Below are 12,449 nucleotides of genomic sequence, written 5' to 3' on the forward strand. Positions count from 1 at the left end.
CTACCGATGAAATTCAATGTGAGCCGGGACGCCCTTCTGAAACCGTTACAACTGGTAGCTGGCGTAGTGGAGAAGCGCCAGACTCTGCCAGTCCTGGCCAACGTGTTGATGCAGTTGCAGGGGCAGGAGCTATCCCTGACCGGTACTGATCTAGAAGTAGAAATTGTCGGCCGTCTCGGAGTAGATGGCGTAGAAATGGAAGGTGAGGTAACCGTTCCTGCACGCAAACTGTTGGATATTTGTCGTTCCCTGCCTGATGGTGCGGAGCTAAAGTTTGAGCGGGATGGTGAGCGTTTGGTGCTTCGTAGCGGCCGCAGTCGTTTCCAGTTATCCACGCTGCCGGCGGCCGACTTTCCCAATCAGGAAGAGGCCAGCGCTCAGACTCGTTTTGATATCTCCCAGCGTGAAATTCGACGCCTGATAGAAGCCACCAGCTTCGCTATGGCTCAGCAGGATGTGCGCTATTACTTGAACGGTTTATTGCTAGAGTGCCGTCCGCAGCAGTTGCGAGCGGTGGCGACGGATGGCCATCGCCTGGCGCTGTGTGATAGAGATGCGCCAGGTCTGGATGTATCTGAACCGATTCAGGCAATTGTGCCACGCAAAGGCGTTTTAGAGCTGGGTAGGCTGCTCGAAGATAGCGATGCCCAGGCCCAGGTAGTATTGGGTAATAATCATATTCGCGTAGTTAGTGGCCCCTTCACCTTCACTTCGAAATTGGTGGATGGCAAGTTCCCTGACTATGAGCGCGTTCTGCCGCGCGGCGCTGGTAACGTGGTCTATGCGGATCGTCAGGGGTTGCGCCAGGCCTTTTCCCGCGCTGCGATTCTGTCCAATGAGAAGTATCGAGGTGTGCGTCTTCAGGTTTCAGAGGGATTGCTGCAAATTGTTGCGAATAATCCGGAACAGGAAGAGGCGGAAGAGCAGATAATGGTGGATTACGTGGGTGAGCCGATGGAAATTGGCTTTAACGTGTCCTATCTGTTGGATGTGACGGGCGCTATTCACAGCGGCCAGATTAGAATCAGTCTCGCTGATGCAAACAGCAGTGCACTCCTCCAGCAACCTGAGGAAGGTGATGCTGTATATGTAATTATGCCGATGCGTCTCTAGAGCTGTATATCCATTGCTGCTCGGCATAGACAAGTGTACAGGGGTTCTCGCATTTAGCGACGAAACAGCCTTTAGATGCAGCGCCCCATTTTTGGCAGCGCTGCTGGGTTCAAATTAGGGGAAGTGTCCATGGCGCTGACCCGCCTTCTTTTATCTAACTTCCGTAATATCTGTAAAGCTGACTTGACATTGGCTCCAGAAGTCAATGTATTTTATGGCGTTAATGGCAGTGGCAAAACCTCGCTGCTGGAGGCTGTACACATGTTGGCTACCGGGCGTTCCTTCCGTTCCCGCCAGCACAAGTCTGTTATTCAACATGAATCAAGTGGATTAACGGTTTTCTCCCAGTTGAACTCAGGTTTTAATTTGGGTGTGGAGCGTCTATCAGACGGCTCCGGCCGGGTCAGGATTAATCAGGCAGCTGCAGAATCCAGCTCGCAACTCGCCAATTGCTTACCCCTGCAGTTGATCAATAGTGAGAGCTTCTCTGCTCTGGATGGGGGTCCGGGTGTACGCCGTCGCTTATTGGACTGGACAGTGTTCCACGTGGAACATTTGTTTGCTCAAGAATGGAAAAATTATCAAATCGCATTGCGACAGCGAAATGCGCTCCTGCGTCGTGGTAAAATCGACGCAGGCGTAATTAGTGTTTGGGAGGAGCAGCTGGCAGCGAGCGGCGAGCAAGTAAATACCTTTCGCTTGGCGCAGTTCACTCTACTGCAGGCCGCAGTCTCTGATCTTCTGGGCGAGTTGCCGAAGAGTTTTTTAAGCCAAGTTGAAATGGGTTATCGCCGTGGCTGGCGCAAAGAAATGGAATTACGCGAGGCGCTTATTGAGTCACGGGAGGGTGATTTTTCCCAAGGCCATACTCGTATTGGTCCTCACCGCGCTGACGTCCGCTTCACTGTCGCAGGCGAACCAGCCCACAATATCTTATCGCGAGGACAGCAGAAGATGCTGGTGTGCGCTATGCGCACTGCGATGGCAGAATTGGTTTGTCGTCACCGGGATAGACCGGTGTTTCTAGTGGACGATTTGCCGGCGGAACTGGACGATAACAACCAACAAATATTTGCGCACTGGGTGAGCCGCTGTGCCAGCCAAGTGTTAGTAACCGGAATCGAAGCGGGCATCACTAGCCGTCCCTGGCGATCGCTTGATGCCCCTTGGAATTGCCCAAAAGTGTTCCACGTGGAACATGGGGATATCAGCGCCGAAGCATCGGCCGCACAATAAGTTGAATGGAGCGAATAAATGTCAGAGCAGCAAAGCTATGACTCGAGCAGTATCAAGGTATTAAAAGGCCTGGATGCGGTGCGCAAGCGCCCCGGAATGTATATCGGCGATACCGACGACGGCACCGGCCTGCATCACATGGTGTTCGAAGTGGTCGATAACTCCATTGATGAAGCGCTGGCCGGCCACTGTGATGAAATCCGTGTAATCATCCATCCGGATGAGTCGATATCAGTATCTGATAACGGTCGCGGTATTCCCACAGAAATCCACACAGAAGAAGGGGTTTCCGCGGCCGAAGTTATTATGACAGTGCTCCACGCCGGCGGTAAGTTCGATGACAACACCTATAAGGTTTCCGGCGGTCTGCACGGTGTAGGGGTCTCGGTGGTGAATGCTCTGTCGAGAGAGCTAAAATTGACCATTCGCCGTTCGGGCAAGATCCACGAGCAGATATATCACCATGGTGTGCCACAGGCGCCTTTGGAAATTGTCGGCGAAAGTGACAGCAGCGGGACTACAGTACATTTCAAACCCTCCGCAGAGACTTTTAATAATATCGAGTTCCACTTTGATATATTGGCCAAGCGCCTTCGTGAGTTGTCCTTTTTGAACTCCGGTGTGCGAATCGTGCTGAAAGATGAGCGCAGTGGTAAAGAGGAAGTTTATGAATATGAAGGCGGCCTGAGTGCGTTCGTTGCATTCCTCAATCAGAACAAAACACCAGTCAACAAGGTACTCCATTTCAATAGCCAGCGTGAAGATGGCACTGCGGTGGAGGTGGCTCTGCAATGGAACGATAGTTTCCAGGAAAACATTTTCTGTTACACCAACAATATTCCCCAGCGGGATGGCGGCACCCATTTGGCGGGCTTCCGCGCCGCCCTGACTCGCGGCCTGAATAGCTATATTGAACGCGAAGGATTGGGCAAAAAGGATAAGGTCAATACGACTGGCGATGATGCTCGCGAAGGCCTAACCGCAATTATCTCCGTGAAGGTGCCGGACCCGAAATTCTCCTCGCAAACCAAAGACAAACTGGTTTCTTCTGAAGTGAAGACTGCGGTCGAGCAGGAAATGGGACACCACTTCAACGATTATCTGTTGGAAAACCCCCAGGAAGCCAAGTCCGTTGTCATCAAGATGATCGATGCCGCCAAAGCGCGTGAAGCCGCGCGTAAGGCGCGCGAGATGACTCGCCGCAAGGGCGCTCTGGATATCGCAGGTTTGCCTGGTAAGCTGGCGGACTGTCAGCAAAAAGATCCTGCTTTGTCTGAGATTTACCTAGTGGAGGGTGACTCCGCCGGGGGGTCTGCCAAGCAGGGCCGTGACCGTCGCACTCAGGCGATTCTGCCGTTGAAGGGGAAGATCCTCAATGTGGAAAAAGCGCGCTTCGACAAGATGCTTTCCAGCGTTGAGGTAGGCACTTTGATCACCGCTCTTGGTTGCGGAATTGGTAAAAGCGAATTCAACCCGGACAAGCTGCGTTATCACAGCATTATTATCATGACCGATGCGGATGTGGACGGTGCGCATATCCGAACCTTACTGCTGACGTTTTTCTTTCGTCAGATGCCGGAGCTGATTCAGCGCGGCCATATCTTTATCGCTCAGCCGCCGTTGTACAAGATATCCAAGGGCAAGCAAGAGCAGTATCTGAAGGATGAGGCGGCGTTGACCCAGTTCCTCACCAACGCCGCCCTCGAAGGCGCTACGCTGTTTGTAAACCCAGATGCACCCGGCTTGTCCGGCCAGTCTCTGGAGAGCCTGGTAGGCGAGTATCGCAGTGTACTGGCCACCATAGATCGATTGTCGCGCCTCTACCCAGAGGAAGTGTTACGCAGCATGATCTACCTTCCCAACCTCTCTCTGGAAGACTTGCAGACCCGTGAGAAGGTATCTGCCTGGTGCGAACTGTTACAGGAAAAACTGGGAGATGAAGAGAGCGGTGGAACCCGTCGTCACGAAGTGACCGTTCAGGAGAATACCGAACGTGGTCTATTCCTGCCCCACATCCATATAGTGGCCCACGGCGTTGGTCACGATTACCTAGTCAATCACGAGTTCTTCGGCTCTGCTGAGTACGGCGCCATCTACTCTCTGGGTGAAAAAATGGTGGACCTGCTAGAAGAGGGCGCATTTATCCAGCGCGGAGAGAAGCAGCATCCGGTCAGCAGTTTCCCGGAAGTCATGGACTGGCTGATGGGTGAAAGCCGTCGGGGCTATGGAATTCAGCGCTACAAAGGCTTGGGTGAAATGAATCCGGATCAGCTGTGGGATACCACTATGGACCCGGAGAGCCGCCGTATGCTGCAGGTAACTGTGGAAGATGCAATTGCAGCAGATCAAATCTTCACGACGCTAATGGGGGATAATGTTGAACCGCGTCGCGAATTTATCGAGACTAACGCCCTGGCGGTAGAGAACCTGGACATTTAATTGTTCTGAATCCCCGGTCTGATAAAAATACAGCGTTTTCTCACGGAAAATTCCCTCTACGAGAAAGCGCTCTAAAATATTCTTTCTTTTTCAGAATACCCGCAACATTCAATAACATTTGCTATTGAATGTTGCGTTTGCCCGCTATCTATTTAGCCGAAAAACTGACACACATATGCGGCACATATAAAATTTCCCTAAAAAATTGTCATCAATATTTTTGGGTTTTGTTATTTGGCGCTACAAAATCAATTATCAGAAAATAAGAATATAGTTGTATATACTCAGGATTGATATACCTCTATAAGAGCAAGTAAAATCGCTAGGGGATAGAATATTTATGAAAAAGTTAAAAAATTTCCAACCTGGAAATTTCTATATATTTATTTGTATTGTATTAGCGGTACTTTCAATATTTGGTTGTACCAGTACTGAAAAATTAATAAATTCTGATTGGTATGAAGTTGAGACCGAGCACTTTCGCATAGTTACCAATGACAGTCCCCGACGTGTTAACAAGTTGGCTGTTGATCTGGAACGATTCCGGTACTTTGCGCAAAGGTATATAAATTTTTCGCCCGACCAGCAAAAATTGACGATTTATGCGTTATCCGATCGGCGCAGTTTTGAGGGATTCACCGGTGACGGGAATGCTCGTAGGACGATAGGACGATTTCAAAATACTTCCCACGGCAGTTTTGCAGTGATGAACTTAAAAGGGAACCGGTACCTTCCTGGAAACCCTGCTCGTCAAACGCTTTTCCATGAATACACTCACTTTTTAACCTACAGTGGCAGTCAGCATAATTACCCGTATTGGTTCAGTGAAGGTATAGCGGAAGTATTTTCTACGGTTGAATTTGGTGAAAATAAAGAATTCAGTGTCGGCAAGATCCCTGTAGATAGAGCAATTAGCCTCCATAGAGCGGATGAAATGCCACTGGAGAAACTTCTCACAGCTGTGCCGGGTTCGCTTAAGAGTAAAGAGGTAGAGGCTCTTTATGCTAGTGGCTGGATGCTCACTCACTGGCTTATTTTTGACTCAGAGAGAAACAAGGCGTTGGGGAAGTACCTCGAAGCCTACAATACCGGTGCGGACCCAGTGTCATCCTTCTCTACCGCGCTGGGCTTGCCTTTGGATGTGCTCAATAATAAATACAAAGAACTTCCGAAAAAGGAGTTTAATTATTTTGAGGGAGAGCTGGTTATTGATAACGAGAGTGAATCACTTTCGACTCGACCATTGAATAACAGTCAGGCGATCGCAGAAATTGCGCATTTTATGGCAATCACAGGGCAGGGCACGGAAGCATTGGAAAAATTTATTACCTATGCAGAAAAAAAACAGTTCTCCAGCCCCGAATTAAAATCCTCCCTGGTGATCGCTGCGATTGAAGAGGAAGACTTTTCCAGGGCCAGAGAAATACTGGCGTCCATCCCTGAAAAGTATCACCGTGAAGTTTGGTACCTGGAAGCCTCTACAAAAGCAGCCTTATCGACACAGCTTGCACGGTCAGAAGACATTGATCCGGCAAAATTCAAAAATATCCGCGACCACTATGTCGAGCTGATCAATAGCAATGGAGATGTCCCGGCTTACTGGTATGAGTTGGCGATTACCATGCAGGTTTTAGGGTATCCACGGCAAAAATATACGGAAATGCTTGAACAAGCATACCTGCGAGCGCCGAGAGATCCAGATATTGCCTGGTGGTACGCTCATGAACTCTATCTCAATCGAGACCGAGAGCTATTTTCCCTGGTTACACAGCCACTTTTGATGCAGGCCACTAACCAGGAGTCGCGCGTAAACCTGCAGTCGATGGCTAAGGAAATTGAGCAAGCCGAAGGGACGTCGGCAGACTGGTTGGCGAACAGCAGTGGCTTAGGGCAACTACTATCCCAGTATCGTAAATTATCCGGGAGTAAAGCTCTGGCTATAGCTTTGGATTACCGGGGGGCTTTCGTAGCCGGTTACATGGAACAAAGCACTAATCAATCCGAAGCAAACCAGATAGCCTTGCAAGCCTGTGAGGAGCAGAGAATAAAATATCAGGTGCGGGATCGATGTGAACTCTATGCCGAGGGGGAGCTACTCGTTGACCCCAGCAAGGCAGCGACACTTTTCAGCGCAAAATAGCCATCGGTTACTTTGCGCCTGAAACACTGTCAATTTGGGTTGTTATTGGAAAGGGCGGAATTATTTTTCCAGTAGCAGACCACACTCGCGGTGTTCTTCACCTTTGGTCGGATCGAAGTACACATCGTTATCCGGCAGCTCATTCTCGTAAACATACTCTTCCACATCAATTTCTCTCAAGTGGAACATAGGTGCTACTCGAATGGTGCCGTGATTGCCCTGGGTAAACACATCCAAGTTTTTGCGATGAGCATTCTGGTCGTGACGGATACCGTTTAGCCATACATCCGGTTGCAGATCCTGCATGGCGCGGTTGAATGGCTCCAGTTTCACCGTGCGCGAAAAAAAATCGTGCTCCGAGGTGTCCAGTTGCGGTATACCCCCGTAGACGGCGTTGTAGTGCGCCGCAGACATCTTGGGCGCGTAGGTGCGCAAGTTGAGATTTAGGGTTTTCACCACCCTTTCAATATGGCGGTAAGTTTCTGGGGTATTGTAACCGTGATCAACCCAGATCACCGGAATGTCCGGCTTAGCGTCAGTCACCAGGTGAAGGAAAGCCACGGCCAGGGGACGAAAATTGGTGAAAACCACCGGGTTCTGAGCGTTTGCCATGGTGAACTGCATTATCTCACTGGGTTTGGCGCCCACGAAACGGTGGTTCATAGAATTCAGGTCCGCATTGTGATGGAAAATGCGGTCCGGGAAAGGCTGCAGTGTTTGACTGGAGGCGTTGGGTCCCATAAAAGTCAGCGCTCAGGAAAACTAGGAAGACCCGCATGCTACCCGGTTCAAGAGTCACGTAGAAACAATAAAAAGAAGTGGATCAAGAAGCTTAAGTTATAAGTGATAGTGATTTCGTCGATATCTCGGGTCTTTAATGAAAAGGTCAGAGACCTACCCACAGCCCATCAGAATCAGGTGTTGTCCAAACTCTGCCCTGTAGTCACGTTCCTGCTCCTTAAAGCCCTGTCTTTGCAGGAAGTAGCGCGTGCGAAGGTTTTCCCGAAGCACCTGAGCCTGAAGTTTTGGTATATCCCGTGTCGCCTCAGTCAGTAAATTTGTGGCGATCCCGCACCCGGAGAATAACGGGCTGACACACAGGTAAGCGATACGGTCATCGCCGGTGACAGTGATAAAGGCCTCGGCCACTGCGCTGTGCCTCCCGGTGAAAACCCTACATCGCTTGGCGTTGCTGCAGTCAGTTCGGAACAAGCCAATACGATCCAGCCAAAACTGGCGAGGCAGTGAGGGGTGTGAATTAGCGACGGCGTGTAGCCAAAGCTGTTCCAGCCGGTCCAGATCCGAGAGTTTTGCAGCCCGTTGCATAAGAGGCCCCATCATGAACAACTCGGCGAATCCTAGTCAATATAGGCGCTATATCCTAGAAAACCTGATAAGGGTATAAGTAAATACTTACTATCAGTTAGTGTGTCTGGACATGGGCAGTGCGGACTGAGCTATAGGGCTGCAGTCCGGTTAATTCAGAGGCCTCATCAACCTACGTGAGCGAAGTGTGCCTTCAGGTAATTGGTTTCTGGAATTGCGGGGTGGACCGGATGGTCTGCCCCCTGGCCACCACTGGCGAGGATGGAGGCACGACGCCCCAATCGATGGGCAGCACCACGCACACAGTCCAGCAGCTCATCGGATTCCAGGTGCATTGAGCAGGAGGCGCTGACTAACAGGCCGTCCCTCTTCAACAAACGCATGGCGAGCTCATTGATATGGTGATAGGCAGCCAGTCCGGCTTTGTGATCTTTGCGCCTTTTAATAAATGCTGGCGGGTCCAGGACAATGGCATCAAACCGTTCCTTGTCCGCCACCATAGACTTAAGGACTTCTAAGGCTTTACCCTGAACTGTTGTCAGCTTCTCAGAGACCTTGTTGTGCTCTGCATTGACAGCACACCAGTCGAGGGCTTGCTGTGAAGCATCCACACAAACCGTGCTGGAGGCTCCATTGGCCAGTGCCTGGACACCCCAGCCGCCAGCATAAGAAAAAAGGTCCAGAACCCGTTTGCCATTCACCCAGCGGTTCAAAAGTCTGCGGTTCTCACGGTGATCATAAAACCAGCCAGTCTTTTGTCCCTGGTGAACCGGGGCCAATAGCGGTACACCATTCTCCTCAAAGGCTGCCATTTCGGGGACATCACCATAAACAGTTTCCTTTACCAGCGGCATATCCTCAACTGAGCGGCCCTGGTGGTCATTGCGCAAAAGAATACCTCTTGGCTGCACAAGCGCCACCAACTTATCCACAATGGCTTGTTGATAACGTTCCATGCCCCAATTGCTGGTCTGTACTACCAGATAGTCCCCGAAGCGGTCTACGACCAATCCCGGTAGCCAGTCAGAATCACCGTAGATCAAACGATAGCTGGGATGTTCGAAGTAGCGTTGGCGCAACTGGTAGGCAGTTTGTATGCGCTCACCAACATCGGCGGCTGAGAAATCAATAGTGCGACTAACTAGTCGGCCACAAATTAACTGGCTGGGATTGACTAGGGCGGTGCCAAGCGGCTTTCCCTGGCTATCGAGCACTTGGCACTGGCTCCCAGGATCGATGCCTTTCAGCGGAGATCGCTTGGTGTCTACTTCATTACTGTATATCCACAAGTGGCCGCGTTTGAGGCGACGCTCTGCGCCGCGATTCAGTATTAATTCCACCAAGAGGGAAACTCCGTCAGTTTGTACAAATTGGTGCGTAATTGTGCGGACACGAAAGCGAAGGTCAAGTGCGCAAAGGAGCTGCATTATCGATCGCACGCGTTAGATAAAAAACCTGACCAGCATTTAAAGCGTGAGACGGGGGTGAAGTACGCAATCACAATTGTAATCAGTATTGCCTTCAGATTTGCTAGTGCTGCCCGGTAAGCAAGCGTTTACCGACAATTGATGCCTCGAAAACACGGTTGTTATTCTGTGTCTTGACTAATGAGGTGTCTAAAATGACTTTAGATGGCAGAATTTGACGTCACTAAGTTATCCTTCTCTCAGCTGTTGTGGAAAACTGCCTCGATGAATAAGCACGAAATGCAAGGAAATGGCGCCCGCAAGATTGCGATGCTGGTCTGCCCCGGTGCGACCAGCCTCGATGTCACTGGTCCCCTGGAAGTTTTTGCCCTAGCCAATCACCAGCTTCGAGCCGAAGGTCGCTTATCCAATGACTTCTACGAGATCCAGCTTGTTGGGTTGAAGGAAGGACCTGTAGTGACCTCGTCGGGTATAAAGCTATATGTGGATCACTCATTCGAGGAGGTCGAGAACATCCACACCTTGCTGGTCAGTGGTATGTCAGCGCAAGCCTGTGCTGTTACCTGCGCTAACAGCGGGGTACTCGAATGGTTAGCAGAGCAGCAAACAAAAGTGACCCGTATAGGTTCAATCTGTAGTGGGGCCTTGATTCTTGCCAATGCTGGGGTGTTGGATGGACGCCGTGCGACCACACATTGGGCGGAAGTTTCCAAGTTACAGGAATTCGCGAAAGTTCAAGTTGATCCCGACGCGATTTATATTCGCGACGACAATGTCTACACTTCGGCGGGAATTACAGCCGGCATAGATTTGGCGCTGGCGATGATTGAGGAGGATCACGGCCGCGGCCTGGCGCTCAATCTGGCACGTATACTCGTACTTTATTTAAAACGGGATGGAGGTCAGCAACAATTTAGTGTTCGCCTGGAGAATCAGATAAACAGTGATCGCTTTGCTGGATTAGTGGAATGGATGTACCAGAATGTACACCTGCCAATTACCGTGGAGAGATTGGCGCAGGAAGCTGCGATGAGCCCGCGCAACTTTGCCCGGTCATTTGTACGGGAGCTGGGTGTAACGCCAGCGCGTTTTTTAGAGCAAATTCGAGTTGATAAAGCCTGCCAGATGTTTTCTGAACAGAATCAACCTCAGGAGAAAGTCGCCAAGCTATGTGGCTTCCAGTCCCAGGAGCAAATGAGAAGGGCCTTTCGCAAGCACAAAGGCATTTTGCCCAGTGAGTATCGCAAGCGTTTTCATTAGAGGTTATCTGTTCGACATGCTCGGGAAACGTGCGCTCTTAGAGTCAACTGTGATTGTACGGGCGTGTTACATCTTTGTTGCTCCCCTATATTTTGAATATGATTATTTACCAGACCCAATTAGCGCTTGCAGGCTGTGTCACAGTTACTTTGACCAATCGTTAGAGAGTGGGATTTTTTTAATATCTTTTCAGTAACAATTTCTGTTTCATTTACATCGGAAAATTGGCCACTTTTCACATTGTCGACCTATAGACGCAGAGAGTAGGCACAGCCAGCAAGTTAATACACTTAGTTTTTTGTAGAAAATATTAATATTGCGAGATGTTTTTTTACGAAAATCTATGAAGTCAGAGAATAATTAAAAACTTTTATTGGGCTCGTAGATTACGGAGTGCAGCTATCTGTACCGTGGTATGGGTTATTCAATAATGGATAAAAACAGCTCAGTTGAAACTAAAAATAAATTCCAAATTTTCATTATTTATTTATGTAATTATTTGATCGTTAGTCGGGATTTGTCGTAATGATGTCATTTTTCCTATTGATTGTTATGTAATACTTGGATTTTCGGTTTGACTCGATTTTCTTGGGGTAGTATTGCCCCATTATCTTTCCCTTGGAGAAGATGTATGAGCGGTAAAAAAATTGGGGTGTGGACCGTCGCGGTGCTGGTCTTTTGTGGCTATATGCTCTGGCCCGTTTATCAATTCTATGCCTGGTCGAAGGATGCTCTGCCGCTCAGTCCTTTTGGTTGGCAGGTCCTACCCGATAAGGCTGTGTCCACACAGAAACTCAACGATAAGGGCTTTGAGCAAGCCGCCGAACAATCACTTCTGGCAATAGAAGATCATCGCAAGGAAATCGGCGCTCCAGCAATCTCTGCGGCAGTTTCGGCTTGTGGCAAGGTCGTCTGGGCTGGCGCGTCTGGTTGGGCCGACATAGAGGCGAAAATTCCCGTCAGTCCTGAGACGCGTTTTCGAATTGGTAGCACTTCAAAAGCATTAACGGGAACGGCGCTGGCACGCCTTGTACAGCGGAAAAGGATTGAGCTGGATAAGCCGATTTCAAACTATCTGGAGATATTGCCCAACCCAGCATGGGCTGTGATCACTCCGCGCCAACTGGCTTCCCATATGTCGGGCTTACCGCATTACAAGAAAAACACCGATTGGGCCGGTTTGTATGAAACGTTGGCGTTGAATAGTCACTACGACGATATGTATCGAGCGCTGGGGGTTTTTGATGGCAGTGAATTGCTCTTCCAGCCGGGGACAGAATTTTATTACAGCACTTTGGGTACGGTTCTTTTGGGGGCAGTTTTGGCCGGGGCCGAACAGAAAAGCTATCTGGAAGTGATGGAGGAAGAAGTTTTTATCCCCGTCTCGATGGAAAGCACCGAAGTCTCTCCGACAAATGGAGATATACAGCGAAATATCGCCCGGTTCTATAAGACAATACTTCGGACAGTTTTAGGGGGCGAAATAGGTAGGAACCACGGCCAGATAC

General features: G+C 49.8%; 9 protein-coding genes. 6 read left to right on the forward strand and 3 right to left on the reverse strand.

Going from position 1 to position 12,449, the window contains the following annotated elements; genetic code table 11:
- Window positions 1-6 precede the first annotated feature (6 nt).
- From dnaN to MO867_RS11145, 4 genes are all read left to right on the forward strand, one after another.
- A complete protein-coding gene (gene dnaN / locus MO867_RS11130; protein ID WP_252466630.1) occupies window positions 7-1,113 on the forward strand; it encodes a DNA polymerase III subunit beta in 1,107 nt (368 codons plus the stop codon).
- Between the two features lie 129 nt (window positions 1,114-1,242).
- The gene (gene recF / locus MO867_RS11135) at window positions 1,243-2,349 is read left to right on the forward strand and encodes a DNA replication/repair protein RecF (RefSeq protein ID WP_252466632.1); all 1,107 of its coding nucleotides are present in this window, start codon (window positions 1,243-1,245) and stop codon (window positions 2,347-2,349) included.
- An 18-nt stretch (window positions 2,350-2,367) separates the two neighbouring features.
- The gene (gene gyrB / locus MO867_RS11140; RefSeq protein WP_252466635.1) at window positions 2,368-4,788 is read left to right on the forward strand and encodes a DNA topoisomerase (ATP-hydrolyzing) subunit B; all 2,421 of its coding nucleotides are present in this window, start codon (window positions 2,368-2,370) and stop codon (window positions 4,786-4,788) included.
- Window positions 4,789-5,128: 340 nt separating this feature from the next.
- Complete coding sequence (locus tag MO867_RS11145; RefSeq protein ID WP_252466638.1) at window positions 5,129-6,928, forward strand: DUF1570 domain-containing protein; 1,800 nt, start codon at window positions 5,129-5,131, stop codon at window positions 6,926-6,928.
- 60 nt (window positions 6,929-6,988) lie between these two features.
- Here the strand turns inward: MO867_RS11145 and MO867_RS11150 are convergent, their stop codons facing one another.
- The 3 genes from MO867_RS11150 to MO867_RS11160 all read right to left on the reverse strand — a co-directional run bounded on the left by MO867_RS11150 (window position 6,989) and on the right by MO867_RS11160 (window position 9,597).
- A complete protein-coding gene (locus tag MO867_RS11150) occupies window positions 6,989-7,669 on the reverse strand; it encodes a phosphoadenosine phosphosulfate reductase domain-containing protein (RefSeq protein ID WP_252466646.1) in 681 nt (226 codons plus the stop codon).
- 153 nt (window positions 7,670-7,822) lie between these two features.
- A complete protein-coding gene (locus tag MO867_RS11155) occupies window positions 7,823-8,269 on the reverse strand; it encodes a GNAT family protein (RefSeq protein ID WP_252466647.1) in 447 nt (148 codons plus the stop codon).
- 152 nt (window positions 8,270-8,421) lie between these two features.
- The gene (locus MO867_RS11160; RefSeq protein ID WP_252466648.1) at window positions 8,422-9,597 is read right to left on the reverse strand and encodes a class I SAM-dependent rRNA methyltransferase; all 1,176 of its coding nucleotides are present in this window, start codon (window positions 9,595-9,597) and stop codon (window positions 8,422-8,424) included.
- 348 nt (window positions 9,598-9,945) lie between these two features.
- Between MO867_RS11160 and MO867_RS11165 the strand changes: the two genes are divergently transcribed.
- Both MO867_RS11165 and MO867_RS11170 read left to right on the forward strand, forming a co-directional pair.
- The gene (locus MO867_RS11165) at window positions 9,946-10,941 is read left to right on the forward strand and encodes a GlxA family transcriptional regulator (RefSeq protein WP_252466649.1); all 996 of its coding nucleotides are present in this window, start codon (window positions 9,946-9,948) and stop codon (window positions 10,939-10,941) included.
- A 631-nt stretch (window positions 10,942-11,572) separates the two neighbouring features.
- Window positions 11,573-12,449, forward strand: an 877-nt coding sequence (locus tag MO867_RS11170) for a serine hydrolase domain-containing protein (protein WP_252466653.1), incomplete at its 3' end; no start/stop codon positions are given.

It is taken from the genome of Microbulbifer okhotskensis (assembly GCF_023895975.1).
Classification (GTDB): Bacteria; Pseudomonadota; Gammaproteobacteria; order Pseudomonadales; family Cellvibrionaceae; genus Microbulbifer; species Microbulbifer okhotskensis.

What these genes read in the sequence shown, in the direction of transcription:
- dnaN (WP_252466630.1), top strand. Translation starts at nt 7, where the DNA reads ATGAAATTCAATGTGAGCCGGGACGCCCTTCTGAAACCGTTACAACTG.
- MO867_RS11145 (WP_252466638.1), top strand. Translation starts at nt 5,129, where the DNA reads ATGAAAAAGTTAAAAAATTTCCAACCTGGAAATTTCTATATATTTATT.
- MO867_RS11165 (WP_252466649.1), top strand. Translation starts at nt 9,946, where the DNA reads ATGAATAAGCACGAAATGCAAGGAAATGGCGCCCGCAAGATTGCGATG.
- MO867_RS11155 (WP_252466647.1), bottom strand. Translation starts at nt 8,269, where the DNA reads ATGATGGGGCCTCTTATGCAACGGGCTGCAAAACTCTCGGATCTGGAC.
- recF (WP_252466632.1), top strand. Translation starts at nt 1,243, where the DNA reads ATGGCGCTGACCCGCCTTCTTTTATCTAACTTCCGTAATATCTGTAAA.
- gyrB (WP_252466635.1), top strand. Translation starts at nt 2,368, where the DNA reads ATGTCAGAGCAGCAAAGCTATGACTCGAGCAGTATCAAGGTATTAAAA.
- MO867_RS11150 (WP_252466646.1), bottom strand. Translation starts at nt 7,669, where the DNA reads ATGGGACCCAACGCCTCCAGTCAAACACTGCAGCCTTTCCCGGACCGC.